Source organism: Coleofasciculus sp. H7-2 (assembly GCF_042747725.1).
Taxonomy (GTDB): domain Bacteria; phylum Cyanobacteriota; class Cyanobacteriia; order Cyanobacteriales; family FACHB-T130; genus FACHB-T130.
In genome coordinates this window covers 151,153-177,848 of record NZ_JBHZGO010000110.1, presented here as the reverse complement: position 1 = coordinate 177,848, position 26,696 = coordinate 151,153, and the positions used below count along the sequence as shown (strand labels likewise).

Annotated in this window: 27 protein-coding genes and 1 tRNA gene; 15 read left to right on the top strand and 13 right to left on the bottom strand. The window is 47.1% G+C overall.

Annotation, left to right across the window (positions count from 1 at the left end):
- Nucleotides 1-57 precede the first annotated feature (57 nt).
- From ACFW2W_RS25345 to ACFW2W_RS25335, 3 genes are read right to left on the bottom strand one after another with little or no spacing between them, the layout of a single operon-like run.
- Entirely contained in the window at nucleotides 58-1,701 is a 1,644-nt protein-coding gene (locus tag ACFW2W_RS25345) for an acetolactate synthase large subunit (protein ID WP_378184540.1), read from the bottom strand.
- Nucleotides 1,698-1,847, bottom strand: coding sequence for a hypothetical protein (locus ACFW2W_RS25340; protein ID WP_378184538.1), 150 nt, complete (start codon nucleotides 1,845-1,847; stop codon nucleotides 1,698-1,700). Before ACFW2W_RS25340 ends, ACFW2W_RS25345 begins: the two co-directional genes overlap by 4 nt.
- An 18-nt stretch (nucleotides 1,848-1,865) precedes the next feature.
- Nucleotides 1,866-3,233: an NAD-dependent succinate-semialdehyde dehydrogenase gene (locus tag ACFW2W_RS25335; protein ID WP_378184537.1), complete on the bottom strand. Its 1,368-nt coding sequence runs from the start codon at nucleotides 3,231-3,233 to the stop codon at nucleotides 1,866-1,868.
- Nucleotides 3,234-3,796: 563 nt separating this feature from the next.
- On the opposite strand from ACFW2W_RS25335, the gene ACFW2W_RS25330 reads away from it, so the two are divergent.
- A complete protein-coding gene (locus ACFW2W_RS25330; protein WP_378184536.1) occupies nucleotides 3,797-4,282 on the top strand; it encodes a response regulator in 486 nt (161 codons plus the stop codon).
- Here ACFW2W_RS25330 and ACFW2W_RS25325 read toward each other — a convergent pair.
- The gene (locus ACFW2W_RS25325; RefSeq protein WP_378184535.1) at nucleotides 4,212-4,637 is read right to left on the bottom strand and encodes a DUF2294 domain-containing protein; all 426 of its coding nucleotides are present in this window, start codon (nucleotides 4,635-4,637) and stop codon (nucleotides 4,212-4,214) included. The genes ACFW2W_RS25330 and ACFW2W_RS25325 overlap by 71 nt on opposite strands.
- A 683-nt stretch (nucleotides 4,638-5,320) precedes the next feature.
- Between ACFW2W_RS25325 and ACFW2W_RS25320 the strand changes: the two genes are divergently transcribed.
- Complete coding sequence (locus ACFW2W_RS25320; protein WP_378184534.1) at nucleotides 5,321-5,785, top strand: response regulator; 465 nt, start codon at nucleotides 5,321-5,323, stop codon at nucleotides 5,783-5,785.
- 151 nt (nucleotides 5,786-5,936) lie between these two features.
- On the opposite strand, the gene ACFW2W_RS25315 is transcribed toward ACFW2W_RS25320, so the two are convergent.
- The 4 genes from ACFW2W_RS25315 to ACFW2W_RS25300 form a co-directional block, all read right to left on the bottom strand.
- The gene (locus ACFW2W_RS25315) at nucleotides 5,937-6,305 is read right to left on the bottom strand and encodes a DUF2294 domain-containing protein (protein WP_378184533.1); all 369 of its coding nucleotides are present in this window, start codon (nucleotides 6,303-6,305) and stop codon (nucleotides 5,937-5,939) included.
- Nucleotides 6,306-6,432: 127 nt separating this feature from the next.
- Nucleotides 6,433-7,491 (bottom strand): zinc-dependent dehydrogenase, encoded by a 1,059-nt coding sequence (locus tag ACFW2W_RS25310; protein WP_378184532.1) that lies wholly within the window; start codon nucleotides 7,489-7,491, stop codon nucleotides 6,433-6,435.
- A 177-nt stretch (nucleotides 7,492-7,668) separates the two neighbouring features.
- The gene (locus ACFW2W_RS25305; RefSeq protein ID WP_378184531.1) at nucleotides 7,669-8,529 is read right to left on the bottom strand and encodes a PIN domain-containing protein; all 861 of its coding nucleotides are present in this window, start codon (nucleotides 8,527-8,529) and stop codon (nucleotides 7,669-7,671) included.
- A gap of 12 nt (nucleotides 8,530-8,541) precedes the next feature.
- Nucleotides 8,542-8,994, bottom strand: coding sequence for a helix-turn-helix domain-containing protein (locus ACFW2W_RS25300; RefSeq protein ID WP_378184530.1), 453 nt, complete (start codon nucleotides 8,992-8,994; stop codon nucleotides 8,542-8,544).
- A gap of 126 nt (nucleotides 8,995-9,120) precedes the next feature.
- On the opposite strand from ACFW2W_RS25300, the gene ACFW2W_RS25295 reads away from it, so the two are divergent.
- From ACFW2W_RS25295 to ACFW2W_RS25255, 9 genes are all read left to right on the top strand, one after another.
- Entirely contained in the window at nucleotides 9,121-10,998 is a 1,878-nt protein-coding gene (locus tag ACFW2W_RS25295; protein ID WP_378184529.1) for an FAD-dependent oxidoreductase, read from the top strand.
- 189 nt (nucleotides 10,999-11,187) lie between these two features.
- Nucleotides 11,188-11,340, top strand: coding sequence for a hypothetical protein (locus ACFW2W_RS25290; RefSeq protein ID WP_378184528.1), 153 nt, complete (start codon nucleotides 11,188-11,190; stop codon nucleotides 11,338-11,340).
- Nucleotides 11,341-11,702: 362 nt separating this feature from the next.
- Complete coding sequence (gene hetR / locus ACFW2W_RS25285; RefSeq protein ID WP_378184671.1) at nucleotides 11,703-12,602, top strand: heterocyst differentiation master regulator HetR; 900 nt, start codon at nucleotides 11,703-11,705, stop codon at nucleotides 12,600-12,602.
- Nucleotides 12,603-13,027: 425 nt separating this feature from the next.
- Nucleotides 13,028-15,571, top strand: a complete 2,544-nt coding sequence (gene nirB, locus ACFW2W_RS25280; protein WP_378184527.1) for a nitrite reductase large subunit NirB — start codon at nucleotides 13,028-13,030, stop codon at nucleotides 15,569-15,571.
- A gap of 45 nt (nucleotides 15,572-15,616) precedes the next feature.
- On the top strand, nucleotides 15,617-16,042 hold the full coding sequence (locus tag ACFW2W_RS25275) for a hypothetical protein (protein ID WP_378184526.1): 426 nt from the start codon (nucleotides 15,617-15,619) through the stop codon (nucleotides 16,040-16,042).
- Nucleotides 16,043-16,108: 66 nt separating this feature from the next.
- Entirely contained in the window at nucleotides 16,109-16,468 is a 360-nt protein-coding gene (gene nirD, locus ACFW2W_RS25270) for a nitrite reductase small subunit NirD (protein ID WP_378184525.1), read from the top strand.
- 100 nt (nucleotides 16,469-16,568) lie between these two features.
- Nucleotides 16,569-17,138 carry a Uma2 family endonuclease gene (locus ACFW2W_RS25265; protein WP_378184524.1) on the top strand — a complete coding sequence of 190 codons (570 nt, stop codon included), beginning with the start codon at nucleotides 16,569-16,571 and terminating at the stop codon, nucleotides 17,136-17,138.
- Between the two features lie 585 nt (nucleotides 17,139-17,723).
- The gene (locus ACFW2W_RS25260) at nucleotides 17,724-17,939 is read left to right on the top strand and encodes a hypothetical protein (protein WP_378184523.1); all 216 of its coding nucleotides are present in this window, start codon (nucleotides 17,724-17,726) and stop codon (nucleotides 17,937-17,939) included.
- Complete coding sequence (locus ACFW2W_RS25255) at nucleotides 17,936-18,058, top strand: hypothetical protein (protein ID WP_378184522.1); 123 nt, start codon at nucleotides 17,936-17,938, stop codon at nucleotides 18,056-18,058. The genes ACFW2W_RS25260 and ACFW2W_RS25255 overlap by 4 nt, the downstream gene beginning before the upstream one ends.
- Before the next feature lie 29 nt (nucleotides 18,059-18,087).
- On the opposite strand, the gene ACFW2W_RS25250 is transcribed toward ACFW2W_RS25255, so the two are convergent.
- A tRNA-Pro gene (locus tag ACFW2W_RS25250) sits at nucleotides 18,088-18,161 on the bottom strand.
- Between the two features lie 138 nt (nucleotides 18,162-18,299).
- On the opposite strand from ACFW2W_RS25250, the gene lipA reads away from it, so the two are divergent.
- The 4 genes from lipA to ACFW2W_RS25230 all read left to right on the top strand — a co-directional run bounded on the left by lipA (nucleotide 18,300) and on the right by ACFW2W_RS25230 (nucleotide 22,792).
- Complete coding sequence (lipA, locus tag ACFW2W_RS25245) at nucleotides 18,300-19,184, top strand: lipoyl synthase (RefSeq protein ID WP_378184521.1); 885 nt, start codon at nucleotides 18,300-18,302, stop codon at nucleotides 19,182-19,184.
- Nucleotides 19,177-20,163 carry an NAD(P)H-dependent glycerol-3-phosphate dehydrogenase gene (locus ACFW2W_RS25240; RefSeq protein WP_378184520.1) on the top strand — a complete coding sequence of 329 codons (987 nt, stop codon included), beginning with the start codon at nucleotides 19,177-19,179 and terminating at the stop codon, nucleotides 20,161-20,163. Before lipA ends, ACFW2W_RS25240 begins: the two co-directional genes overlap by 8 nt.
- A 386-nt stretch (nucleotides 20,164-20,549) precedes the next feature.
- Nucleotides 20,550-21,827, top strand: coding sequence for an RNA polymerase sigma factor SigC (gene sigC / locus ACFW2W_RS25235; RefSeq protein WP_378184519.1), 1,278 nt, complete (start codon nucleotides 20,550-20,552; stop codon nucleotides 21,825-21,827).
- Nucleotides 21,828-22,336: 509 nt separating this feature from the next.
- Nucleotides 22,337-22,792 (top strand): Fur family transcriptional regulator, encoded by a 456-nt coding sequence (locus ACFW2W_RS25230; RefSeq protein ID WP_378184518.1) that lies wholly within the window; start codon nucleotides 22,337-22,339, stop codon nucleotides 22,790-22,792.
- Nucleotides 22,793-22,879: 87 nt separating this feature from the next.
- On the opposite strand, the gene ACFW2W_RS25225 is transcribed toward ACFW2W_RS25230, so the two are convergent.
- The 4 genes from ACFW2W_RS25225 to ACFW2W_RS25210 form a co-directional block, all read right to left on the bottom strand.
- A complete protein-coding gene (locus ACFW2W_RS25225; RefSeq protein WP_378184517.1) occupies nucleotides 22,880-24,028 on the bottom strand; it encodes a peptidoglycan-binding protein in 1,149 nt (382 codons plus the stop codon).
- 73 nt (nucleotides 24,029-24,101) lie between these two features.
- Nucleotides 24,102-25,319 carry a peptidoglycan-binding protein gene (locus ACFW2W_RS25220; RefSeq protein ID WP_378184516.1) on the bottom strand — a complete coding sequence of 406 codons (1,218 nt, stop codon included), beginning with the start codon at nucleotides 25,317-25,319 and terminating at the stop codon, nucleotides 24,102-24,104.
- Nucleotides 25,320-25,381: 62 nt separating this feature from the next.
- Nucleotides 25,382-26,248 (bottom strand): peptidoglycan-binding protein, encoded by an 867-nt coding sequence (locus ACFW2W_RS25215; RefSeq protein ID WP_378184515.1) that lies wholly within the window; start codon nucleotides 26,246-26,248, stop codon nucleotides 25,382-25,384.
- 175 nt (nucleotides 26,249-26,423) lie between these two features.
- A complete protein-coding gene (locus ACFW2W_RS25210) occupies nucleotides 26,424-26,594 on the bottom strand; it encodes a hypothetical protein (RefSeq protein WP_378184514.1) in 171 nt (56 codons plus the stop codon).
- Between the last annotated feature and the right edge of the window lie 102 nt (nucleotides 26,595-26,696).

Below are 26,696 nucleotides of genomic sequence, written 5' to 3'. Positions count from 1 at the left end.
GTCATCGGTCATTGACAACCGACTGATGACTAATGACTAATCACTCATGACTCATGACTATTGCCAAATCTTGCAACTCAAATCGCCAGCCTTTTGCGTGAGGCGGAAGTTTTCGCGGTAATCTACTGCACAATCAATCACCGAGGGAACTTCCTGTTCCAGGGCAGTTTTCAAGGTCGGAATCAGATCCACGGCGGATTCAACCCGGTAGCCTTTAAGTCCCATGCTTTCTGCAAATTTGACAAAATCGGGATTGCTAAAATGGACAAACGCAGATTCGCCAAAGTGATTGTGTTGCTTCCACTCAATCAAGCCATAGCCCCCATCATTAAAGATTAAGGTGACAAAGGCAGTGCCGACGCGAAGCGCAGTTTCTAATTCCTGACAATTCATCATAAAGCCGCCATCGCCAGTCACGGCGATGACTTTTCTTTGGGGATAAACTAACTTGGCGGCTAAGGCACCTGGAATAGCGATACCCATTGCCGCAAAGCCATTAGAGATGATGCAGGTATTTGGGCGATCGCAGTGATAGTGACGCGCGATCCACATTTTGTGCGCCCCCACATCTGAAATCACAATATCTTCTGGCCCCATAACTTGCCGCAAGTCATAAATTATTTTCTGCGGCTTAATCGGAAACCCATCATCATTGGCATACTCTTCATAATCCGCCCGGATATCTGCCCGTAATTGCAAGGCATAAGGATCGGGTTTGCCTTGCCGGTCAGCTCGGTCTAAGATTTCCCGTAGCGAGTCAGAAATATCCCCCACAACTTCTACTACGGGAATATAGCTGCTATCAATTTCTGCTGACGTATCCCCAATGTGGATAATCGGAATCTCACCGAGGGGATTCCACTTTTTGGGGGAATATTCAATCAAGTCATAACCAATTGCAATCACCAGATCCGTTTGGTCAAAAGCACAGCTGATGTGGTCTCGCTGTTGCAATCCTACCGACCACAAGGCGAGGGGATGGGTGTAGGGAATGACTCCTTTGCCCATGAACGTATTCGCCACTGGAATATTTAGCTTCGTGGCAAATTCAGTTACTGCAACGCTAGCGTCTGCACGAATCGCCCCATTTCCCACCATGATCAGGGGATTTTGCGCTTGGGAAATGGCTTTAGCTGCCTGTTCAAGGCTGTGGAAGGCAGCAAAAGTTTTTTCCCCATCATTCTTGTGCAGGGGCTTGCCAGCGGCTGTCATTTCGGCAATGTTTTCCGGCAAATCGATGTGAACTGCCCCTGGTTTTTCGCTCTGAGCAATTTTAAACGCTTTGCGGACAATTTCCGGTGTGTTGCTGGGACGAACAATCTGAGTATTCCATTTGGTGACTGGCTCAAACATCGCCACCAAATCTAGGTATTGGTGGGATTCGATGTGCATCCGGTCTGTACCTACCTGTCCGGTAATTGCCACCAGCGGCGCACCATCAAGGTTAGCATCGGCAACGCCGGTCATCAAGTTGGTGGCACCTGGCCCCAGCGTGGAGAGGCATACTCCAGCTTTTCCGGTAAGGCGTCCGTAGAGATCCGCCATGAAGGCAGCACCTTGTTCGTGGCGGGTGGTAATAAATTTAATTGAAGAGGTTTTTAGGGCTTCCAATATGTCTAGATTTTCTTCGCCAGGAAGCCCAAAAATGTATTCGACTCCTTCATTTTCTAGACATTTAACTAATAGTTCAGCGGTATTCATTTTTCCTCTTCCCCTCTGTATGCTCTTGGCATCTGTAGTGGTTCGTTTTTGGTGTAGGGGGCTGATGCCCTGTACGGTAGCACAGCTAGCTGTACGCCCGTACTGAGTTCATCCCCATCCCGCAAGTGGTATGGAACTTCATTCATCTTTGAATGCACCGCCGCTTATTTCACCCACACGGTTTTGATGTTGACAAACTCGTGAATTCCCTCTTTGCTTAACTCGCGTCCATATCCGGAACGCTTGATGCCGCCAAAGGGGAGTCGCGGATCGGATTTAACCATGCCGTTAATAAACACGGCACCGGCTTCGAGTTCGTCAATCAAGCGATCGCGTTCTTGATCTACTTGAGTCCAAGCACTAGCACCTAGTCCAAAGGGCGTGGCATTGGCAAGCGCGATCGCGGCGTTGATATCTGGCACCCGGAATAGCAGCGCCACGGGACCAAAAAATTCCTCCGCTTCTGCTGGACTACCCGCTGGGATATCTGTCAAAATTGTGGGCAGATAAAAGTTACCAGTCCGGTCAGATAATGGCTGTCCACCCGTGAGAACTTTTGCTCCCAGTTTGACGCTTTCTTGAACTTGCCAATCCAAATCTTTGAGAAGAGATGGGGTTGCCAGTGGTCCTAAGTCGGTTTCCGGATGCATCGGATCGCCGATTTTGAGTGCCTCAAATTTCTCGATCAGACGTTTTTCAAATGGGTCTGCGATCGCATCCACGACAATGAACCGTTTCGCAGCAATGCATGATTGACCGTTATTCAGCATTCTGGCACTCACCGCTGTCGCAATGGCTGCATCCAAATCGGCACTTTCTAGGACAATATACGGGTCGCTTCCCCCCAATTCCAGAACGGTTTTCTTAATTTGTTTCCCGGCGGCGGCGGCGAAGCTCATCCCGGCGGGTTCGCTTCCCGTCAAGGTTGCCGCTTTCACTCGATCGTCTGCTAAAATTGCCGCTACTTTATCTGCCCCCACCAGTAAGCTTTGAAAGACACCCTCTGGGAATCCCGCTTTGTGGAAAATCTCCTCCAGTGCCAAAGCACACTGAGGCACGTTGGAGGCGTGCTTGAGTAAACCGACATTTCCCGCCATCAGCGCCGGTGCAGCAAACCGAAACACTTGCCAGAAGGGGAAATTCCAAGGCATGACTGCCAAGATGACACCTAAAGGCTGGTAGCGCACAAAGCTTTGACTGGCATCTGTTTGTGCTGGCACATCCGCGAGGAATTCGGCGGCGCGTTCGGCGTAGAAGCGACAGACGGCGGCGCATTTTTCCACTTCTGCGATCGCTGAAATTAAAGTTTTCCCCATTTCTAGGGTGATGATTTTGCCCAAGCGTTGGCGATCGCTCTCTAAAATCTCAGCAGCGGCATTGAGCCATTCTGCCCTTTTTTGGATTGGCGTCTGTCGATACTGTTTAAAACTTGATTGCGCTAGCGCTAGCTTCGTTTCAATCTCTGTATCTGTCAGTGCCTCAAACGTTTGAAGCGTTTCCCCAGTTGTTGGGTTAATCGTGGCTATACCCATTGCTTCAACCTCCAATGCCTAATTAGATCGGGGTAGCCCTCAAATCGTGAACTCGGCTGATTAACCCCATTCATCAACCCGCGCTTGTCTCAAACGCGAACCACTAGCCGCATCTGCTTGAGCGATCGCACCTGTCTTAAAGTTAGTTTCCAGACGCAATCCAGCGCCTCTTTATGGCTCGGTTAATGGCGGGCTAACTCCGGATGGTGTAGTACCACTACCAGTCTGCTATCTTGCTACTCCCGAAGATTTCTATTCTAGGTTGCCCCCCGGTCTAAGTTTAGTAAGTGCTAAGCGTACTTACAATTGTATTTTCTTAACAAAATTTTTAGGCTTTTGTAAATTTTATGTACAATAACAATGTGTACAATAACAATGTCAAGGATATAAAGGCTCCTACTAACTTGGCTCGTCTTTTCCTCCAGATCGAGCATCGGCTCTCCAACTTAGTAGGTTACACGCGAGCCAGTCCATTGCAAGCGCTTTGCAGCCGCTTAAGGAGTGCCTCGTCTACTCTTCTGGTGAGGGTGACTGCCAGTCTAGGAATTAGCTGGAAATAGAGGATGGATGATTTGGAACTTTCCCACCGTTGCAGTGATGATTTTTTGAGCAGCAGTAACCAGTGCTTTATTGCTGATTCTCCCGTGATTTTGGCAGTCGATGATGATGAAGACAACTTACTGTTGCTCGCTTACGTTTTAGAGCCGCTAAATTGCTTAATCATCACTGCGGTTGACGGTCATACTGCTTTTGAGAAGGCACAAACTGAACAGCCAAATCTAATTTTGCTGGATATTATGTTACCTGACTTAGATGGTCTTCACGTTGTCCGTCAACTCAGGCAAAATCCCCAGACGAGTACAATTCCAGTTATCGCCGTCACCGCACTCGCCAGACCCGAAGACAGAGAGCGTATCCTCACAGCAGGCTGCAATGATTACATTAGCAAGCCTTACTTGCTGGAAGATATAGAAGCTGTTATCCGGCGCAACCTGAGGTGGAATCCGTCTCTGGTTGCGGCGAAATTGAGGATGGATTGCGCGTATTAGGGGTTGCGGCTAAAACCGCAACGGTACTGGTACGACTGGTTTTCAGCGTGGAGTCGATCATCAGATCGATGACAGGGACTTTCACCACTTCCTCAATCAGCTGTTTCAGTTGCAGTTGTAGGGCGTGGTTTATATTCGATCGAACTTGCTCAGCCAGCTTTTGCTGACCCCTCTGTGCCAGAAGTTGTTCGGGTTGAGTAATGGAATTTTCGATAATAATCGCAATTTTGTCCCCCATAAATTGGCAAGTCACTTGACTGGGCTGGTGCCCTAGCTGAGTGTGGTAAAAAGACCGAATTTCCTGTGATAGGGTTCCTTCTAATTCACCACGAGTGGGTTGGATTGTGTCCTGCATAGCGATCGCTCTCAGGAAAGGTAAATTTTCTCACCTTTTTAATTTGACTGTAACAGCGCGAACAATTTCCCGGACATCTCCCAAAGATAGATATCCCCAACATCCTAAAATTTTAATAGTTAGTATCTTGACAAGGTTAGTCTTTAGGAGCTAAATCCTATAGTAGGGTGGATGCCAAGTCTGCTTAGGGGAATAGCGTTCGAGCCTCTCAACTATCCGAAGCAGTTTTCGATTTATTTATGACTCTTTGCAACTTACACTGAAACACCAAACGTATACAAACATTTGGTGTTTCAGTGTCTTGTATCACATGAGTGTAAAGATATCTAGTGCTAAAAGGCACAATGAATGTTAATGTTTAAATTGTGCAATTTTTTAACTAACTTTATATAAAATCAGGGGACAAGCAATACCACCACTAGCTTGTTTTGTTCTCTTGCAAAGGTGAACTTAGGAATATCAACCTAGTGGGGCAACTACGAGCCAATCGATTCCAAGTGCCAAAAAATGCCGCTTGGGGAATGCCTCGTAATACCGTTTCACTTTGCCCGCAGCCGATCCCCTAACCCCCTTAAAACAACGGGCAACGAGGGAATCACCAGTGTAGCGTCAATTAAGTGAATGGGTATAACTTGGGCAACCCTTCGGTTGTCCATTTCTGGAGAGGATAGCTTCGTATTTTGATGAGTTCCCCCGAACAAAGCCTAAATTTGCACTCTTTCTCAAACCCTGCCTCTGAGGCAGATGTCGAATCGCCTCTCATTTTGGTTGTAGAAGACAATGAAGACAACTTGCTGCTTATGAGCGAAGTGCTACTCGCTCTTGACTGCTCATTCATCACGACTAAGGAGGGTCGGGCAGCTTTATTTATGGCGCAACATTACCAGCCAAAGCTGATATTGTTGGATATCCTCCTGCCTGACATCCACGGCGTAGAAGTTGTGCGTTGCCTCAAACAGAACCCTCAAACGATGACGATCCCCATCGTTGCTGTGACGGCTTTGGCAAGAGCAGAAGACAGGGAAGGTCTTCTGTTTGCAGGCTGCAATGACTACATTAGCAAGCCTTATCTCATTGATGAGTTGGAAGCCCTCATCGACCGCTATCTCAATCAATTTAAAATTGATAATTCTAGATTTACAGATTGAGTCATCAATTGTTGTTTGTCACTTGTTATAGAGACGGGATGCCGCGATCGCACAAGGGTCAGATACACCCTAAAAACCGACAAAAAGCTGCTGAGTGCAAACCATAAATATAAATATATGCTGTGTTAGATGTCTAGCCGAGAATGGGGGATTAATTGCGAACTTTAGGTGCGTTTGCTAAGACAGCAATCTTACCAGTACGACCTGTTTCTAGTTTGGCATCGCTGAGCAGGTCAATCACAGATACGCCAACCACTTCCTCAATTAGCGCTCTCAGTTGTGGCTCAAGCGCTTTTTCTAAATCTGTTCTTACTTGCTCAGCCAACTCTTCTTGACCGCTATTTGCTAAAAGTTGCTCTGGTGGCGTGATGGCATTTTCTAGAATAATGGCGATTTTTTCATCAAAAATTTGACAGGTAATTTGACTTGGTTGATGCCCCAGTTGATCCCGGTATAAAGCTTGGATGCGTTGCGATAGAGTTCTTTCTAGTTGCCCGCGCGTAGGAGAGGAGGTGTTCATAGTTTAAAGATTTTTAAAAAAAAATTATATCATCAGATAGATGATAAATCTATCCGGTTGCCATGTCAAAATATTTAAAAAAAGACTCCCTAAAAGAGAGTTAAATGAAGACAGACTGTTACTAAAATCACTCGGCTGTTTGGGGATAGATGAGAATTTTGTAAGTTTCGGGGGTGGGAGCGATCGCTTGTTCCACCGCAGCGGCTAAATGTTGCAAGGGATAGCGATCGCTAATTAATGTTTCCACATCAATTCGCTGGTTGAATACAATATCTGCTGCCAGATTTTGTATTCGGTAAGAAGAACTATAGCTACCCATTAAATCAATTTCTCGTCGATAGAGAATATTTGGATTAATCGGGATTTCCACTTCATCGGGAAACTCAGCAAAAAACAAAATTTTACCGCCCCGGCGAGTACAATCGAGCGCTTGGAAAAAAGCTTTGTCACTGGGAACTGCAAGCAAAGTCGTATCCACTCCCAAGCCGCTGGTAAGAGCTTTAATTTTAGTTGATAAATCAGGGTCGCGGGGATCGAATGCAGCTTCTGCCCCCACACTCAAAGCTTTCTCTATCCGAGAAGGAATCAAGTCAGTTGCGATCGCTCTAGCACCGAAATACTTCACTAGCATGATAAACATTAGCCCAATTGGACCAGCACCCGTAATCAAAACCGTTTGACCGGGAGCAACCTGGGCTTTTTTAACTGCTTTTAGACAGCAGTTAGTCGGCTCCACAAAACTCGCTTGCTCAAAACTCACATTATCGGGAATCGGAATCAATCCGCCGCTGCGGACAATGTGACCGGGCACTTTCACATAATCTGCAAAACCGCCGCCGCTGGGAGTAAATCCAGCCGTGGTAGTGATGTTTTTGTAAACATCGCACATCGAGAAGTTGTCGTTAAGGCAATAATCGCAGCGCATACAAGGAATATGGTGCATGACCACAACTCGCTGCCCAATTTGCCAGCCAGTCACTTCACTTCCGATAGAAGTAATCACCCCAGCAGTTTCATGACCAAAGATGCGCGGTGGCTGGTAGAGAGGATAGCGAATTTTCTTGATGTCAGACTGACACAATCCCACAACCTTTACTTGTACCAGTACTTCATCGGGTGCAATTTCCGGCGTCGGCACTTCTTCGTAACTGAGCTGATTGACGCCTCTGAATACTTGTGCTTTCATGCTGATTTCTCACTGCTCAACGTTACTATATGTAACATTAGCAGTGAGCATTTAGCTATCAAGTTTCAGATTTTTGTCTGTTGTTAGGTGCCTGTTTAGTACGCAAGTAGGCATTTGGCATCTCATGTAGGGATACCACAAAGCGCACTCCACGAGATGCTGTAACAGTCCAGCAGTTTATTCTGCCTCCAACGGTGAACCATCTAACTCAGATTGCTGACCAGTAGGAGTTGCTAGATTTTGCTCCAAACTTTGGTCAAACATTTGGAAAATTTTGATATCCTCAGATGTCAAATTGCCCTGAATCTGCCCATCTTGAACCCGCAGAATTTCGCCTCGGTGGTCTTTGGCGGTAATCGTTAAAATTCCTCCTTGCTGCCAGAGTCGATACCTATCGCCTTCTAAGCACCGACCACCCTCTGCCGCTCTCCTTGCAAACTTACTCGCCAAGACTTTTTTGGCAATTTGCACAACATCCCGGCTGTACTCATAGAATAAAACCTTGCTGGCGAATTTCTTTACTTCCGCTTTTTCTCCCAAAAAATCAAGTAGTTCCGCAAAAGTCAATTTTCGTTTTTTGTACTTATTAGACTGTTGCCGAACTATTTGAACCATTTCATCTGGGTAGTCGTCGAATAGATCGCTCAGAAAGTCATCTGGTGATTTTGCTTTCAACCCAAGTGGTAAATCTTGTGCTTTAAAGTCCCTTAGATTATTGGTAACAATTACATCAACCTTAGCCGTTACACCAGCAGCAAGGACATGACGGTCTTTAGGGTCATTTGTCATTGTGTCCACTAGCCAGACAGGGACTTCAACCATTGCTTCAGGAAAGGCTTCCTTGATTATTGCCTCAAAATCTCGTGCTTGCTCTACCGTTTTTATGCCTTTAGTCACAAGCTTGTGAGTTGCCTCATCAAGAATTTTCTGCGACCAATATGGTATATACAGACCAGCTTCTGCAATAGAAAGCAGAGTGTCACGCAGGTACATAGGGAACACCACGCAGGCATCTAAGAGAACGCTAAGCTTAGCCATTTAATGCTTGAATTATTCGTCGTCCTCGTATAAGCCAGCTTCCTCGGTCATCTCGATAAGCTTATCCAAAAGCTGACCGCGCTTATTGTCCCGCTGCTCTTTGTATTTCATCAAATCTTCAGAGCGAATACGTCGATGCGTTCCCACTGTAATGTAAGGAATTTCCGCCTGCTCTAATAACTTGATTAGATGGGGGCGTGAGACGTTGAGAATATCAGCTGCTTCTTGTGTTGTTAATTCGCGCTCGTGGGGGACTATGGATATAGCCTGACCCAATGACATTGCATGGACGACTTCACGCAGAACTTGATGAACTGATTCCGGAATGTAAAATTCTTCTCCGTTGCCTGCTACCAGTTTTGCTTGGGACTTTTCAAGGTTTAGTATGCGCTCTAGTTGCTTAATGTAGTTCACCTCTTGTTGGGAATTCATGACTGAATCCACAGGCACAATGTGCTTTAACATGGTGCTTCTCCCGGATAATGATGATATAGCTTGTCCCCTCGCAATACTATAATACATACTACATAAACGAAATATCCGAAAAATTTAATAAATAAATTATCTTTTCGCGTGTAGAAAAATTTACAAATGGTAAATCAAACATTTACAGCTGATGTCTTGGTTGTGGGAGGTGGGACGGGAGGAACCGCAGCCGCTATACAAGCTGCCCGTCGCGGTGCCAAGACAATGCTGGTGAGTGAATTTACTTGGCTGGGGGGGATGCTAACCTCAGCGGGGGTTTCTGCCCCGGATGGCAATGAACTTGCTGCCTTTCAGACGGGGCTTTGGGGTGAGTTTCTGGGGGAATTGCGTTCTCGGCAGATGGGGGGTTTAAACAATAGTTGGGTGAGTTTGTTTAGTTACGATCCGCGTATTGGTGCCCAGGTATTTGCAGATTGGGTACGAGAATTGCCAAATCTACACTGGATTGCGGGGCGACTGCCCTTAGAGGTTTTGCGAAAAGGCGATCGCATCATTGGCGTTCGATTTGCCGATTTCACCGTTCAATCCAAAATCGCCCTAGATGGCACAGAACTAGGAGACTTGCTGCCTCTGGCATCTGTGCCGTACCGCTGGGGATGGGAATTGCAATCGGAGTTTGGCGAACCCAGCGCCCCTCTTTTTCCCAATGAATTGACTCAGCGATACCCAGTGCAGGCTCCTACTTGGGTGGCGATTATGCAAGATTTCGGTGAGGAAGCGATCGCGTCTGAAATTCAACTTACTCCTTCATCTTTTATCCTTCCTCCATCCTTCCAAGGTACCTGGGACCACGGTTGGGAGCAGTTTCTCAATTATGGACGTTTACCGGGGAATCTGTTGATGATCAACTGGCCTCTGTGCGGCAATGACTATGGTGAAGGAGTGGGGCGTCTGGTAGAGTCGGAGGCGGCGCGGCATCAATTTCTTCAAGAGAGTCTGTGGCACACTCAAAGCTTTGTCCGCTTTATTCAAACTAAGCTGGGGCGGCGTTACGGCTTAGCGACTCAAATCTTCCCCTCACTCCTGACTCCCGAATCCAAAACTCAAAACTCTCTAGGTGGGGGTGCTTATGCGCTGCACCCTTACTATCGGGAAAGCAGACGCCTTGTAGGACTCGCTACCGTGCGAGAGCAGGATATCTTGCCAGTGGCGGGAGGAAGGGTCGCACCAATGCCTGTGGATGCTGCTGGGGAGGTGAATGCGATCGCGCTTGGCAACTACCCCAACGACCACCATTACCCCAACTACAATTTTATTCTTAAACCAAAATCAATTCGCTGGGGTGGACGCTGGACTGGCACTCCTTTCACCCTTCCCTACACTTGCCTAATTCCAGAGTCAGTGGATGGACTGCTGGTTTGCGAAAAAAATATCTCCGTCTCCCATATTGCCAACGGTGCCACCCGGTTACAGCCCATCGTCATGAATATTGGTCAGGCAGCGGGGATGGCGGCGGCGCTTTGCGTGCAGCGAAGTTGTCAACCCAGAGATTTACCCGTCCGAGTGCTGCAAGCAGCATTGTTGGAAGATGAGCGATCGCCAGCAGCGATTATCCCTCTGTTCAATTTACCGCGCGATCGCGCCGACTGGCTGCACAGGCAACGGGATTACTTAGATCACCCTGACACCTATCCCTGCGATGGCAACTGCCCTTACCTCGAACCCCAGACGCCTCAGGATTCAAAATACATGGACGATCCCCCACCGTTTACGAAACAGAGAGATGGGGAATCAGCACTCTTTCGTGGCATCTTCCATCGCCATGCCGAGCAAGATTACACCTTCACTTTAGAGGAGACAGCTGCTGGGGGAGAGCAAACCTGGATAGCGATCGCCTTGCGCCCAGAAGTAAACCGGGAACTCCAAACCTGCCTCGATCGGCAGATGCTCTGTGTGTGGGGCTATCTCAATCAATCGGGCAAATGGTTGGTTGTGGAAAAGATTATCGCCGCCGCAGCTACAGCACCCGTTTTTGAGCCTTAAGCATCGTACCTCTAACCCTAAGGCAAAGCAGAATTCGATCGGAACCGACTAAGCTCCGATCGAAATTTTTCCTGGTTGACGATCAAGAACACCGTATCAGGGACTATAACCCTGACACGGACATCTGCTATGCGCCCTTACACCTCTATCATGTTGTTGAGCTTACTATCAATCTCTTCAGGTAATTTTTTGGAGATCGAGTCTGCCTCCGCCTCCGCCAAGCTACTGCCATCCACATCTTCCGATCTAGCCGTATTGATGAAACCTACGAATGAACCGTCTCCGGATAAAGGAACCGGACGCCGAGATGCGTTTGCGCCCAAATATATCGCTCCCGTCTAAAATTATCCTCTATTTAGCCAAATCTGAACAAGTCATAGATCGGCTTTTCACCTGGCGACTGAGGGCGATGAAAGTTTATCTCAAGGCAGCAAACCAATTCCTAGCGGGTTTGTGTCGGTGTCCTTGAGGCACTATTTTTCCAAGTTTGCCTGTCGCGGGAAATTTATTCCCTGACAAAAGCTATATATTATGCCGTCCTTTTCTATAATTAGAGATTATTTACATTTATGCTATCGGGGTGCCTGGAGTTCAATAGTTTCAGCGAGTGAATTGAACTCACTGCGAATGTGGAACCATAAGGTTTTCACCATTTTCACCAAGGAACCAGAGTTTTGTACCCTTGCGATGCGATCACCCCTGATATGAGCAACGACCTGGATCTGATCAAAAGCCTCAGCCCCGGTGCGATGGATCAGATCATGTTTTATCTGGCCTTCAGTGCGATGAGAACCGGCGGGCACCGACACGGAGCCTTTCTGGATGCTGCTGCCACAGCGGCAAAGTGTGCGATTTACATGACTTATTTGGAGCAGGGTCAAAATATCCGGATGACGGGGCACCTGCACCACATTGAGCCGAAGCGAGTCAAAGTCATCGTAGAGGAAGTTCGGCAAGCTCTGACTGAAGGAAAACTGCTGAAGATGCTGGGTTCCCAAGAACCTCGGTATTTAATTCAGTTTCCCTATGTTTGGATGGAGCAGTTTCCGTGGCAACCGGGGCGATCGCGCATCTATAGCACCAGCCTTACCGCTGACGAAAAGCGATACCTTGAGGAAAAACTGCCAAATAATCTGCCGGATGCCCAGCTAATCAACGCCTTTCAGTTTCTGGAATTAATTGAATTTCTCCACAGCCGGTCTCAGGAAGACTTGCCAGAAGAACGCCGCATCCCTTTGAGCGAAGCGTTTGCCGAACATATCAAGCGGCGCTTAATCTATTCCGGCACGGTAACGCGAATTGATTCTCCTTGGGGATTGCCCTTCTACGCCCTCACCCGCGCTTCCTACTCACCCGCCGAGGACGAAGAACGCACCTATATCATGATTGAGGATACCGCCCGGTACTTCCGACTCATGAAAGATTGGGCAGACCGACAGCTGAATGTGATGCGGATACTAGAGGAACTAGATATTCCACCGGATCAAATTGAGGCAGCCATGCAAGAACTGGATCTGGTCATCCGGGATTGGGCAGATAAATATCACCGCGCCGACGGTCAGCCGATGCTTCTACAAATGATTTTTGGCCCAAAAGAAGAATAAAACTTTAGTCACATTTTCGTTAAGCAGGGTGGGCAATGCCCACCCTGCTTCAGTTAGAGGCTACATTGATGAAATTTTTGCCTTAAATCGGGGAAGAGGTAATTGCTCCAGCCGCTTTGCTGCTAGATCGAATTTCTTGGGTGTACTTCTTACAAATCAAATTTAAGTTTCTTGGTGTAGGGGCAATGTATGCATTGCCCCTATAGTTTTATGCTGAATGCGTAGTACAAACAATTTGAAATGAGTATCGCTGCTCGGTTGACCCACATTTGTATAAAGTTTTAACTCCTCATGCAAAAACACAATCGGGATCATTCGCACGCTGCATAGCCAAACAGGTTACTGTAACAATTTTTACAAACTGACTTGGAAATATTTTATAGGAATAATTAAGAAGATTGTAAAAATAGGCGTTATCAAACTGCATGACAGGCAAAAAGAATCTTATTGTTATCGGCAACGGTATGGTAGGGCACAAGTTTTTAGAACTGATGATCGCCAAAGGAGCGGCACAGGAATGGAACTTGATCGCCTTTTGCGAAGAGCCTCGTGTTGCTTACGATCGGGTTAATTTGAGTGGCTTCTTTTCAGGCAAAACTGCGGCAGATTTATCATTAGTTCAACCGGGTTTGTACCAAGAAAATGGAATTGAGATTCATATCGGTGATAAGGCAGTTGCGATTAATCGGGAAGAAAAAACAGTTACATCAGCGAATGGTATAACCATTACCTATGACAAAATTGTTCTAGCAACAGGTTCCTATCCTTTTGTGCCGCCGATTAAAGGAAATGATGCTAAAGGTAATTTTGTCTACCGGACAATAGATGACCTTGAGGCAATGTCTGCCTACGCTAAAAATTGCCAAACTGGTGTCGTCGTTGGGGGTGGTTTATTAGGTTTGGAATGTGCGAATGCTCTCAAAAATATGGGCTTAAAAACCCATGTTGTTGAGTTTGCCCCCAGATTAATGCCGCTACAAATTGATGATGTCGGTGGCAATATCCTTCGCAACAAGATAGAAGAAATTGGGGTTTCAATTCATACCAATAAATCTACAACAGAAATTGTCAGCATTGATGGCAAGGTTGCCAAAATGACCTTTGCTGATGGTGAGGAGTTAGAAACAGATATGATTGTCTTTTCTGCGGGAATTCGCCCTCGCGATGAAATCGCTAGAGGATGTGGATTAGCAGTAGGCGATCGCGGCGGTATTATTATCAACGATTCTTGCCAAACTTCCGATCCAAATATTTATGCCATTGGAGAATGCGCCCTCTATCAAAATCGTATCTACGGCTTAGTCGCTCCTGGCTATACAATGGCAAGCGTAGCGGCAGATATCCTGAGCAAAACGGCGACGAGCAGCTTTATCGGCGCGGATATGTCCACCAAACTCAAACTGTTGGGAGTGGATGTTGCCAGTTTCGGGGATGCCTTTGCCAAATCTCCCGGCGCTAAAGAAATTGCCATTACTGATACCATCCAGGGTGTTTACAAAAAACTGGTTTTAAATGAAGATGGTAGCCATCTTTTAGGCGGAATTTTAGTAGGAGATGCTTCAGCTTACGGTACGCTGCTGCAATTTGTGCAGAATGCGATCGCGCTCCCGCCTCATCCAGAAGATTTGCTGATGCCACCCCGCGAAGGCAAGTCTACTACAGTAGGCATGGGTGTGGAGAGTTTACCCGATACTGCCCAAATTTGCTCTTGCAATAATGTCAGCAAAGAGCAAATTTGTAGCGCTATCCAAGAAGGAAAACTCACTGAGATTGCCAGTGTCAAGAAATGCACTCAAGCCGGGACAGGTTGCGGCGGTTGCGTGCCACTGGTGACAGATATCCTCAAGTCTGAAATGAAGAAAGCGGGGATAGAAGTAAAAAATCATCTCTGCGAACACTTCGCCTATTCCCGTCAGGAACTTTATCACTTGGTGCGTTCTCAAAAAATCCTGACTTTTGAAGATTTAATTCAAAAATACGGGAAAGGTAAGGGTTGTGAAATTTGTAAGCCTGCTGTCGCCTCTATTCTCGCTTCTACTTGGAACGAGTATATTTTGGAAATGCCTCACGTCGGGTTGCAGGATACTAATGATTATTACTTGGCAAACATTCAGAAGGATGGAACTTATTCAGTAATCCCCAGAGTTCCCGGTGGTGAACTAACGCCAGATCAGCTGATTGTGTTGGGAGAAGTTGCCAAAGATTTTGGACTTTACACCAAAATTACTGGCGGACAGCGGATCGATTTATTAGGTGCGCGGGTAGATCAATTACCTCAAATTTGGCAGCGACTGATAGATGCTGGATTTGAATCGGGACACGCTTATGGTAAGGCACTCCGCACAGTCAAATCTTGTGTGGGTAGCACCTGGTGCCGCTTTGGAGTGCAGGATTCTACCAGTTTTGCCATTGAGATCGAACTGCGATATCGAGGCTTGCGATCGCCCCACAAATTAAAATCAGCAGTATCGGGTTGTACCCGCGAGTGTGCCGAAGCTCAAAGCAAGGATTTTGGCATTATCGCCACTGAAAATGGCTGGAATTTGTATGTGTGTGGCAATGGTGGGATGAAGCCACAACACGCAGTTTTGTTAGCAGCAGATATTGACAAGGAAACGCTGATTAAATATTTGGATCGGTTCTTGATGTTCTATATTCGCACCGCGAATCGACTAGAACGCACGGCAACTTGGTTCAATAAACTGGAAGGGGGAATCGAGTACCTGAAGCAGGTAGTTATTGAAGATTCCTTGGGTATTGGTGCTGAATTAGAATCAGAAATGCAGCACCTTGTCAACACCTATCAGTGTGAGTGGAAAGCCACAATTGAAGATCCAGAAAAAGTGAAGCGATTCCGTCACTTTGTCAATTCCGACCAGTCCGATCCCAGTTTAGTTCATGTAGAGGAACGGGGGCAAAAACGTCCAGCTTATGACCACGAGAAGGTTTTGGTTAGTATTTCAGAATAAGCTGACTGCTGCTCTGGTGCATTACCTACAGTTCAAAAAAAACTGATGTTATTTGAAGTAGGAAAAACATACACGCGCTATCAAATTCATTCTGCATTGGGTGGAGAACTTCAAACTTATCTTCCTCAGCGTGCTGGAAAGATTGTGTGTGGATGTTTTAAGCCTACCCTAGACTCAAAAGCTCCTGATGAAGTTCTGGTAGAAGATTCACCAAAAGTGAAACAGAAAGCTGAGATGCTCTGCCAACAAGGAGGCGCTATTCCAGTGTTCCTCAAACTACATCGAGCTAGGTGGAAGTATATGGGAATGTTTCGTGTCAAGAAACATTCCGTAGACCCGGAAGAAATTAGGCGGAAGCAGCAGGAATCAGGCAGAAAGAACATTGCAGCCGTGCTGTATTTGGAACATACATCAAGCGAAGTATACAGTACGGTTCAAATAACAAAATATCGAGTTATTGAGTTAGTTTGAACTGCAATGTGTTGAATTTTTTCTAGCTTTTGCTACAGTCAAACCCTTAATCAATAGGAAAAGAAAATGGTTCAAGCATTACCGATTCGTCAGACAATTGCTACATGGGTTGATATTTGTCCGCTGTCAGCGATCGCGCCCAACACAGGAGTCTGTGCTTTAGTTGAAAATCAACAAGTGGCGATTTTCCGTGTCGGACAAGAAACTGATGTATTTGCTCTAGGCAATTACGATCCCTTTAGTAAAGCGTTTGTCTTGTCGCGGGGAATTGTAGGCGATCGCAATGGCATCCCCAAAGTTGCTTCACCCATCTACAAGCAAAATTTTAACTTGCTCACCGGACAATGCTTAGATGACGAAACCGTAAGCATTCCTACTTTTCCCGTTAGAATCGTTGAAGATAAAGTGCAGGTAGCCGTTAGCTAGTAACTGCTGCTATAAATCATTAAAGAACCCGGTTTCAAGAGAGAAATCGGGTTCTTTAATAGCGATACTATATATACAACTAATGAAAAGGAGTTCTCCTATGCAGTCTACGGTAACTGATGGAGTGCGTTGGACTACTACAGACATAAACCTCTTACCTGAAAACGAAGGTACGCGCTATGAGATTATTGATGGAGAGTTGTTTATGACCAGAGCGCCCCATTGGAAGCATCAACGCACCTGCTTTAACATCTGTCGAGAAGTCGATGCTTGGTCTGTGTCTAGTGGTTTGGGGGAGGCGAGTATTACCCCTGGGGTGCTATTCAGCGAATCAGATAACGTTATACCAGATGTGGTATGGGCTAGCAACGAACGATTAGCCGTTTTGCTAGACGAGGCGGGACATCTGACAGGCGCACCAGAATTAGTGGTGGAGGTGTTGTCGCCTGGTGTAGAGAATGAACGCCGAGATAGAGAAGCTAAACTCAAGCTTTACGCCTCGCGGGGAGTACAAGAGTATTGGATTGCTGATTGGCGCTTGCAACAAGTTGAAGTCTACCGCCGCGAAAATGCGACGCTGAAATTGATAGCAACGCTACTAAATAATGATGAGTTAAGTTCGCCTCTTTTGCCCGATTTTACCTGCACTGTGGCGCGGTTTTTTGTGTAGGAAGGGGAAAGGATGCGATCGCCTATATTACCTCTAGCCTTACAACCAAGTAATTTCTAGGCTGGCATAAGCCTACAATATTGTGCGAACCAAGCAAACACGGGCTTTCCTAATTCTACTTTAGGAAGGGTATGCGATCGCTTCCCTGATTTATTCTTCTCACCGACTGCTGAAAAATCACATTTAGCGGTAGCAAAATTACTGGCTGACGGCGAAATGAAGACGCGATCGCATCCCATCTCACTACATCACCAAAGTGCGATCGCTCTCAACTAAGTCTAAGCCTTCAGGCTGATGTATAGCTGCAATAAAATTTCAACACTTGCGGCATAACTGACAGAAAAAACCTGGCTCTTCCGTAGTTGGTATGCTAAATTTATAGTCAAGAAGCGCCACAAGCTATACTAGCCATGAATTTAAGCCAATTTAGCGTTTATTAAATAGAAAATACAGTCCAAAATCGTTATACCTTGCTAGGTAAGCCTTTCAAGTTTTGGAATCAACTTTTTAGCATACCAAGTAATGAAGAGCCAAAAACCTGTAGTTATGAAATATCATTTGTGCCTTATACCAGGAGGAAAAACAATGTCTTCAAATCAACCAAAGCACGTTGATGCCGTAGGTGCTGACAAGAGTGGCAGCGGTTTTCTTGCCCCGGATGCTGGCCCCGATACCGCACGCGCCGATTATTCTGATGAAGCAGATACAGCGTTTTCTTTCTGGATGAGGTACAGTCAAGCTTCCAAAATCAAAGGTTTTAGGCGATCCTCGTACCTCACTAGCTTCAAAAGTGCTGTATGAATGACGCAAGTCATGATTATGACAACGTTGATGAACCTGTTCCCGATACCTCTGTTGAGGAGTCGAGGGCTAACATTGTCGATCGTCAAATGAGAATTATTGGACGCACCTCAGGGTGACATCGCAAGTGTCATTCACAAAATAAAAATCGGGATGACTGGATTCGAACCAGCGGCCCCTTCGTCCCGAACGAAGTGCGCTACCAAACTGCGCCACATCCCGTTACCATAAAGGCAATCTTCATCCACGATATCACGCTCTATCCCTTTTCACAAACTCACGTCAAAGGAAATTAATTACAAGCAGTAGGAATGCTTGATATTATTAACTCTGTATGACTGAGAGTGGAAAGAGTGGGTTGTGGCTGTTAAACCAGATTGGTTGCGCGTCAAAGCGCCTCAGTGGGAGCGGGTCGGTAGTGTTAAAGAAATTCTGCGGGATTTGGGGCTGAATACCGTTTGTGAGGAAGCCTCTTGCCCCAACATTGGCGAGTGTTTCCAAGCCGGTACAGCGACATTTTTAATTATGGGACCAGCCTGCACGCGGGCTTGTCCCTATTGCGATATCGACTTTGAGAAAAAGCCTAAAGCGCTTGACCCCACGGAACCAGAAAACTTGGCGGAGGCAGTTAGAAGACTCCGACTGAATCATGTCGTAATTACCTCAGTGAACCGGGATGATTTGCCGGATGGCGGTGCGTCTCAGTTTGTCCGCTGCATTCAAGCGGTTCGCGCCACCTCACCGAAGACGACAATTGAGGTATTGATTCCTGACTTGTGCGGCAACTGGGAGGCACTCGAAACGCTCCTCCAGGCAGCCCCAGAAGTGCTAAACCACAATACAGAAACGGTTCCCAGCCTTTACCGGCGGGTGCGTCCTCAAGGAAATTATCAGCGATCGCTCAAACTACTACACCGAACCCGCGAGTTAGCTCCTTGGGTCTACACAAAATCTGGTTTGATGGTAGGGCTAGGAGAAACTGACGCCGAAATCCGCCAGGTAATGCAAGATTTACGAGATGTCGATTGCGATATTTTGACTATCGGGCAATATCTCCAACCCTCCCAAAAGCATTTGAAAGTCGATAGCTTTATAACACCCGCGCAGTTTGATGCGTGGAAACAGTTCGGCGAGTCGCTGGGTTTCCTACAAATCGTCTCCTCTCCCCTGACTCGAAGTTCTTATCATGCCGAACAGGTGCGGGAATTGATGGAACGCTATCCTCGATTCCAGAGTTATGAGTGACCGGAATTCCTCTAACTCAAAACTCAAAACCATCCCCTTGAGCGAAGCGAAGGGTCAAAACTCAAAACTCACTATAGCAATTCTTGGATCGGGTGCTTGGGGTACAACCCTTGCCTCTCTCGCCTCCCAGAACGGTCATCACGTCCACGTGTGGTCGCGTCAATCTTCCATGAGCTTGGAGGCGGTTCTAGAGGATGCTGAAATTGTTTTATCAGCCATCTCAATGAAAGGTGTCGGCGAGGTAGCGGCGAATGTACAAAAAGCTGTCTCTTCTCAGCCAATTTTCGTCACCGCTACCAAAGGGTTAGATCCCGTCACCACCTGCACCCCTTCTCAGATTTGGCAGGCGACATTTCCGACTCGCCCAGTGGTAGTTCTATCGGGACCAAATCTTGCTAAAGAAATTCAACAAGGATTGCCAGCCGCTACTGTGGTAGCCAGCCGGGACGCTGCCGCTGCCTCGTCGGTGCAAGCGGTGTTTTCTTCTCCCAGTTTTCGGGTTTATACCAATGCTGACCCTTTGGGAGTGGAACTGGGGGGAACGCTAAAAAACGTGATGGCGATCGCTGCCGGTACTTGTGACGGGTTGCAACTGGGAACCAATGCCAAAGCCGCTTTATTAACCCGTGGCTTAGCTGAAATCATCCGCATCGGCAACTGCTGGGGGGCACAACCCGAAACGTTTTATGGATTGTCAGGACTTGGTGACTTACTTGCTACCTGCAACAGCAGCCTCAGCCGCAATTATCAGGTTGGTTACAGGTTGGCTCAAGGCAAGACTCTTCCTGAAATTTTAACCGAGCTGGAAGGAACCGCTGAAGGCGTCAACACCGCTTCTGTGCTGATTCAACGAGCGGATCGAGAAGAAATTTCAGTTCCTATTTCTTACCAAGTCTATCGCTTGCTCAAAGGGGAAGTCACCCCGATTTCAGCGGTTGAAGCACTGATGCTCAGAGACAGCAAGCCTGAATATAGCTAAGTTTTAGCCCCTAAAAGCATCTATAGGGAACTCTCTGAGCCAATATTCTTTCTTAACCTTAGGGATTTTTCAGGAAATCCTTCGATCTGTGATGTAGATTAATTTGGCCTTTGACCCAAATCACTACTCTAAGATTGAGCGCTGCTTATACTACCCAAAGATAGAAATCTGAATCCTACTAGAGACAGGTTTTTCTGAAGGTCACGTCGTCCCTGCCTGCATAGCCATCGATAGCGATGAATTCAGCAAGTGTCATGCAGCTAGATGTAACAGAAAGTAACAGAAAGGTAAGCATTCGCTGTTTCGTCCTGGAGGGTGGGAATTCTAACAATAAGTAGTGAAGTGATTAACTGAAAGACTATTCCGGACGCAATTGAGAGATCCCTATGCCAGCCACTCCTTTTTATGCAGATACAGATACAGAATTTGACTCCGAGTTGCCAGACTACAACTTTGGGTCTACCGTGTTGAACGACGATGCTCGACCCCCGGTGGATGATCTCGATAGCCCTGAGATGGAAGGTCTAGATACAGAGTACGGGCGACTTGGCGAGGCATCTCTACGGGCAACTGCTAGCCGTCGTACTACCGATCTGGTTCGGTTATATCTTCAGGAAATTGGTCGGGTTCGGTTACTGGGGCGAGATGAGGAAGTCTCGGAAGCTCAAAAAGTCCAGCGTCATATGCGGTTGCTGGAGCTGAGAAATAATACTGCCAACCAGGCAGATCCAGTGATTCAGCCCTATGTGCATCTGATTGAAGTACACGATCGCCTAGCATCTCAGCTGGGGCACCGTCCTGCTTTGGAACGGTGGGCGACCGATGCGGGTATTGAGCTGAGCAACCTGAAGCCGACATTGGCTGCTGGGAAGCGTCGCTGGGCAGAAGTAGCGGATCTGGCAGTTGAAGAGCTAGAGCGGATTCAGGCTAATGGCATTCGCGCCAAAGAACACATGATCAAGGCCAACCTGCGCCTAGTGGTTTCTGTGGCGAAGAAGTATCAAAATCGCGGACTGGAATTGTTGGATTTAGTCCAGGAAGGAACCCTCGGATTAGAACGGGCGGTTGAGAAGTTCGATCCGACAAAAGGTTATCGGTTTAGCACCTATGCTTACTGGTGGATTCGTCAAGGAATTACTAGAGCGATCGCAACTCAAAGTCGCACCATCCGCCTGCCGGTTCACATCACCGAAAAGCTCAACAAAATTAAGAAAGCTCAGCGCAAAATTTCTCAAGAAAAAGGTCGCACGGCAAGCATCGAGGATATCGGCGTTGAGTTAGAAATGACACCGGAGCAGGTACGGGAAGTTTTACTCCGGGTGCCTCGCTCTGTCTCCTTAGAAATTAAGGTAGGTAAGGAGAAAGACACGGAACTAGGCGACTTGCTGGAAACAGACAGCATATCTCCCGAAGAAGTGTTGATGCGAGAAGCTTTACACCGAGATTTGCAGCATCTGCTTGCCGATCTCACCAGCCGCGAGCGAGATGTCATTCGGATGCGGTTTGGCTTGGGAGATGATCATCCTTATTCCTTGGCAGAAATTGGTCGCGCTCTCGATTTATCTAGAGAACGAGTTCGTCAAATTGAAGCCAAAGCCTTACAAAAGTTGCGGCAACCCAAGCGTCGCAACCGTGTGCGCGACTATCTAGAGTCCTTGGGCTAAAGAGGTAGTAATCCCATTTTCACAACTGCCCAATACTAATTTCTCAAAACCCCCCTTTTTTAAGGGGGGTTTGGTGACTTCAAATATAGTCTTGCAATAGAGAAATGTTCTAATACCCTTTCTCTAGGGGACAAAGAGAAAATCGCCAGTCTAGCGCCAGTAAAGTGAATGGGTATAAACAAGTCAAAAATTAAAGTAGCAATTTTTTTGATAAGTGGGAATGAAAGTTAGGGAGCGGCGAAGAGCGGTAAATACTGCACTCAGCAGGGACAACGCATCAAACTAGATCCCACAACTGATAACTGACACGCACAGCATTGTTCAAAAGGAAAAAGGAAAAAAGCAAAAGATATAATTCTTTACTTTTCTTGTTTCCTTTTTCCTTTTACTTTCCCTGCCTCCTAACCCGGTTTCTTATTAAATATTATTCTCAATAAGCTTCGATTGTTGCAAATATTCTGGGAATTCGCTATTCTTCTCAATAGGGCTACTTTCTTGAGAAGGTCAACATGTCTTTCTACACAGCAACCTCACTCAAGGCTGAACTCAACGAGCGGGGCTGGCGTTTAACTCCCCAACGGGAAACGATCCTGAATGTCTTTCAACATCTTCCCAGAGGTCAGCATCTTAGTGCTGAAGACCTCCACGAGTTGTTGCACAGTGAAGGTGACGACATAAGCTTATCCACCATTTACCGAACCTTAAAGTTGATGGCTCGGCTGGGCATTTTGCGCGAACTTGAACTGGCGGAAGGACATAAGCATTACGAACTCAATCAACCTTACCCGCATCACCATCACCATTTGATCTGTGTTCGGTGTAACAAGACGATTGAATTCAAGAATGACTCGATTTTAAAAACCGGCACCCGAACAGCCAGAAAAGAGGGGTACCACCTGCTTGACTGTCAGATGACGATTCACGCTATCTGTCCGACTTGCCAGCGGGCGTTACTACCCATTTAAAAAGCGAATCAAGTAGGGGTAGGGCGGGATGCACCACTTCCCAACTCAGCCGATAGCTAGCCATTAGCTAATCGCTAATGGCTATGGTTAAAAACGTCCCTTCACGATGTCATCAGCACTGAGACCATAAGCACGCTGGGCAGCTTCGACGGCGGCTTTGGTTTGTGCCTCGAAAACTCCATTTAACGGGCCGCGATAAAAGCCGTTTTCTTTCAGACGCTTTTGTAAGGACACTACATTAAAGCGATCGCTTGTCTTTTTCACCGCCAATACAGTACTTGGTCCAGCGACTCCATCAGCTGTTAAACCTTGCGCTTGTTGAAACTTAATCACGGCGTCTTTGGTGTCTTGATCGAAGTAACCAGTCATGGCACCTTGCAAAATTCCCAGCTGCCGCAACCGTCGCTGGAGTTCTACCACCTCCCGATTGTTACTGCCTAACTGTAGGAACGACCCACTAGAACTACCACTAGAAACTGTATTTTTAGGCGGAGTCCGATCTTCTGCGCCTCCCACTCCCAGCAAAGCTGCCTGGGTATCCGAACCGGCAATCCCATCCGCTGGCATTCCCGCCACTTGCTGAAATCGGTTGACGGCTGCTTTAGTGATCGGGCCATAATAGCCAGTGACCTTTGCCTGAAAATAGCCTTGTTTTTGCAAACGCTGCTGGAGGGCTGCTACCTCCGAGCCGCTGTCTCCTTCCCGCAGGACGCCACTCCTCGGACGTTGGCTGACCTGGGAAGGCTTGCTGACAGACTGCGGACGTTGCCTGAAAGACTGGAAACGTTGGCTGACCTGTCTGACCTGCCGACGTTGGCTGGTCTGCGCCTGGATTGGCTTGCCTCGCTTCTTCTGTAAGGCGGCTTCGGTTCGCGGTCCCACAATGCCATCCGGTTCCAGCCCATTAGCCTTCTGGAATTGGATCACAGCTTCCGTTGTAATCGGACCAAAATTGCCTGTGATCCCTGCTTTGAAATAGCCTAGCTGCTGCAAGCGCTGCTGGAGAGTGGCTACCTCCGAGCCGGTGTTTCCTGGCTCAAGCATTGCTAAAGCTTGAGACATTCCCAAGAGGCTCAGTGAGACAAAAAGCGATAGCAGAGACAAACTCGCTCTACTAGAAAGCTTTTGGCGGTTTAGTCCTTCAAAAATTTTTTGGCTATTCCAGACTAGAGGAAACTCGCTGTTTGTAGATGCTTCGTAGACCAGGGCAAGATGCAGGTAGGCAAGGGTTTCCATAATTTTACTGGCAAACTCTTGATAGACAGTTTAAGAAGGTCAATTTCATCAACTAGCTATACCATATCAGTGCCTAGGGGCGATATACCACCCGTGCATCTAGTCCGCGCGATCGCAGTAGCTCGGAGCGGCTTTCGGCAAGATGTCGATTGGAAAATGCCCCTGCATTTACATAGGAACCTCGTTTCGATTTCGGCCCCAGATCCGCATTCGGTACATAGCGGAGGACTTTATTCAACGTTGCGTAATTCCCAGGTACGACTACCACGTAGCGATTCTCGGCAAAATCAATTCCTAATTCCCGTAGGGTTCGCGCATCTGCAACGCCGTCTGGGTATAAACGCCGAGCTTGCTGGAACCGCCTGACAGCTCGCTGGGTATTGGAACCATAAATCCCATCTATACCACCAGGATCGAAGCCTTGGTCTTTCAATCGCCGTTGGAGGTCTTCGACTTCGGAACCGCGATCGCCGGGTTGGAGACTTCTACTACTCCTGTCGTTCCGGTTGCTGTAGTCGCTCAGTCGTGGACTTGGACGACCGGCAACGTAGTCCTCTAGTGCGCGCAGCGTTTCTGAAGTAATCGTACCGCTAGGGTATAAACCTACACTTTCCTGGAACTTCCTGAGCGCTTGCGCCGTTTTTTGACCAAATTTTCCATCAATAGAACCGGGGTTGAAACCTGCCTGCGCTAACTGTTGCTGGACAAGCCTGATGTCTGAATAGGTATTTTCTGAATAGGTATTTTCTGAATAGGTATTTTCTGCCCTCAGTATAGGGGGGTTTGGAGCATAGAGGGTGGGGTTGTCCGGAGCATTGTCCAGAGTCCTATCTGGAGGCGGCAGCGTCGTAAACGGGTTATTGTTGAAGCTTTGGCTTACAGTCGGTCTAACTTCATTAAATAATTCTGCCCTGGTTCCTCGACCTACAATACCATCAGGCGTGAGTCGATTTGCTTGCTGGAATCGAATCACCGCATTTCTAGTTTGCGAGCCAAAATTGCCAGTGGCGGGTACACTAAAACCTCGCTCCTGTAAACGCTCCTGTAGTTCGCGTACCTCAGAGCCGCGATCGCCTTGCTTGAGCGCTCTTTGTGCCAACGCCTGAGAAGCTATCCCTAGCATTGCTAAGGTAACAGCAATCGATAGAAAATGAATCGTTGCTTGAACAGAAAGCTTTTTCCAATTCAATCCGGTCAGAAATTCCTGGTTTTCCCATACAGGAGAAACACCAGCTTTTTGTACAGGTGTTTCGTAGACTAAGGCTAGATGAAGATAGGCAAGGGTTTCCATTACTTTTTACAGTATAGATTTTAACGCCAGTCTAGCCGATTGATTGCATCAAATCGCACTCTTTATCGGCGGTATACTACTCGTGCATTCAGTCCTTGCGATCGCAACCTCTCTGACTGGCGTTCGGCTCCATATTCATTAGCAAATGCCCCTGCCTGAATATTTAAACTGCTACTGGAATTGTCCACATAAGCATCAGGCACATACTGGCGCACTTGGCGCAGCGTCTCGGCACTCTCAGCCATTACGATCACCGAGTAAGGAGAATTTGAAGTCGCCAGATACCCAGCTGCAAACCAGGTTTCCCGACCGATAATGCCGTCAACCTGTAAGCCCCTCGCCACTTGAAAACGCTTCACAGCTTGCTTGGTTTGCCAGCCATATTTGCCATCAATGGAACCGGGGTCGAAACCAGCCGCTTTCAGCCTTTCCTGAGCTTCGATGACTTCCGAGCCGCGATCGCCAAGTCGCAACCCGCGCTTACCAACGCTCATTGCACTCGACTGCGGACTGTTGTCTAACTTCTTACTTTTGTCCAGATATTGCTTTAATGCTGCTAGAGTCTCCGAACCCGCAATGCCGTCAGCGTCTAAGTCACTGGTTGCTTGGAAGCGCCTCACCGCCGCCTCTGTCAACTTGCCGTAGTATCCAGTGACAGGTCCCTTATAGTAGTTGGCTGCTATCAAGTTTGTTTGCAAAGCCCTCACTTCAGCACCCCTATCCTCTATCTGTATTGCGCTAGCACTGTTGAGCAAACTGAGGAGAGCTAGATTTAGCGCCAGCGATAGCAGATACCTACTCGCTGTGCTAGAAAGCTTTTGCCGATTGAGATCCTTAAAAAGTTCTAACTTCTCTAGAACCGGAAAAGCTCCAGGGTCTGTCGTTTCCTCGTAAGCTACTGCTACATAAAGATAGGCAAGCGTCTCCATTATTGTCCTGCAAAACTTTCAGCAGCTAATCCGCTCAATGAGGTTTGAACTGCTATTTTTGGCTTATTTTACGTTATTTTCACGTTTTTTGTTTACTAACTCAAGATAGAATTCTTTAAGGTAGATGATTTCCGGTCTGGTTTTTGAGAAACTCTATACATTTTCAGCCATTAAACTAAACCCTGGCATCAAAAATTAAGGCAACTATCACCGCTACACCAGTAATTCCTAAAGCTAGAAGCGGATGTTGACCTTGACTAACGGCAAAAGAAGTAACGATACCAGCACCCAATGCCGCTATAACGGCAGATCCCAGTAAATCTTGATGAGAGTTTTTATTGAACATCGTTGCGATCCAGCTGTCAAGTTAAAAATAGCTGTGACTTACAGTTTTATAACCTACCACCAGACTTTACTAGGTTGAAAAGTTGCCGGAATATTGCAATTA

Bases quoted from the DNA above. Each gene is read 5' to 3' on its own strand.
- ACFW2W_RS25345 (WP_378184540.1), bottom strand. From the start codon at position 1,701: ATGAATACCGCTGAACTATTAGTTAAATGTCTAGAAAATGAAGGAGTC.
- ACFW2W_RS25340 (WP_378184538.1), bottom strand. From the start codon at position 1,847: ATGAATGAAGTTCCATACCACTTGCGGGATGGGGATGAACTCAGTACG.
- ACFW2W_RS25335 (WP_378184537.1), bottom strand. From the start codon at position 3,233: ATGGGTATAGCCACGATTAACCCAACAACTGGGGAAACGCTTCAAACG.
- ACFW2W_RS25330 (WP_378184536.1), top strand. From the start codon at position 3,797: ATGGATGATTTGGAACTTTCCCACCGTTGCAGTGATGATTTTTTGAGC.
- ACFW2W_RS25325 (WP_378184535.1), bottom strand. From the start codon at position 4,637: ATGCAGGACACAATCCAACCCACTCGTGGTGAATTAGAAGGAACCCTA.
- ACFW2W_RS25320 (WP_378184534.1), top strand. From the start codon at position 5,321: ATGAGTTCCCCCGAACAAAGCCTAAATTTGCACTCTTTCTCAAACCCT.
- ACFW2W_RS25315 (WP_378184533.1), bottom strand. From the start codon at position 6,305: ATGAACACCTCCTCTCCTACGCGCGGGCAACTAGAAAGAACTCTATCG.
- ACFW2W_RS25310 (WP_378184532.1), bottom strand. From the start codon at position 7,491: ATGAAAGCACAAGTATTCAGAGGCGTCAATCAGCTCAGTTACGAAGAA.
- ACFW2W_RS25305 (WP_378184531.1), bottom strand. From the start codon at position 8,529: ATGGCTAAGCTTAGCGTTCTCTTAGATGCCTGCGTGGTGTTCCCTATG.
- ACFW2W_RS25300 (WP_378184530.1), bottom strand. From the start codon at position 8,994: ATGTTAAAGCACATTGTGCCTGTGGATTCAGTCATGAATTCCCAACAA.
- ACFW2W_RS25295 (WP_378184529.1), top strand. From the start codon at position 9,121: ATGGTAAATCAAACATTTACAGCTGATGTCTTGGTTGTGGGAGGTGGG.
- hetR (WP_378184671.1), top strand. From the start codon at position 11,703: ATGAGCAACGACCTGGATCTGATCAAAAGCCTCAGCCCCGGTGCGATG.
- nirB (WP_378184527.1), top strand. From the start codon at position 13,028: ATGACAGGCAAAAAGAATCTTATTGTTATCGGCAACGGTATGGTAGGG.
- ACFW2W_RS25275 (WP_378184526.1), top strand. From the start codon at position 15,617: ATGTTATTTGAAGTAGGAAAAACATACACGCGCTATCAAATTCATTCT.
- nirD (WP_378184525.1), top strand. From the start codon at position 16,109: ATGGTTCAAGCATTACCGATTCGTCAGACAATTGCTACATGGGTTGAT.
- ACFW2W_RS25265 (WP_378184524.1), top strand. From the start codon at position 16,569: ATGCAGTCTACGGTAACTGATGGAGTGCGTTGGACTACTACAGACATA.
- ACFW2W_RS25260 (WP_378184523.1), top strand. From the start codon at position 17,724: ATGTCTTCAAATCAACCAAAGCACGTTGATGCCGTAGGTGCTGACAAG.
- ACFW2W_RS25255 (WP_378184522.1), top strand. From the start codon at position 17,936: ATGAATGACGCAAGTCATGATTATGACAACGTTGATGAACCTGTTCCC.
- ACFW2W_RS25240 (WP_378184520.1), top strand. From the start codon at position 19,177: ATGAGTGACCGGAATTCCTCTAACTCAAAACTCAAAACCATCCCCTTG.
- sigC (WP_378184519.1), top strand. From the start codon at position 20,550: ATGCCAGCCACTCCTTTTTATGCAGATACAGATACAGAATTTGACTCC.
- ACFW2W_RS25230 (WP_378184518.1), top strand. From the start codon at position 22,337: ATGTCTTTCTACACAGCAACCTCACTCAAGGCTGAACTCAACGAGCGG.
- ACFW2W_RS25225 (WP_378184517.1), bottom strand. From the start codon at position 24,028: ATGGAAACCCTTGCCTACCTGCATCTTGCCCTGGTCTACGAAGCATCT.
- ACFW2W_RS25220 (WP_378184516.1), bottom strand. From the start codon at position 25,319: ATGGAAACCCTTGCCTATCTTCATCTAGCCTTAGTCTACGAAACACCT.
- ACFW2W_RS25215 (WP_378184515.1), bottom strand. From the start codon at position 26,248: ATGGAGACGCTTGCCTATCTTTATGTAGCAGTAGCTTACGAGGAAACG.
- ACFW2W_RS25210 (WP_378184514.1), bottom strand. From the start codon at position 26,594: ATGTTCAATAAAAACTCTCATCAAGATTTACTGGGATCTGCCGTTATA.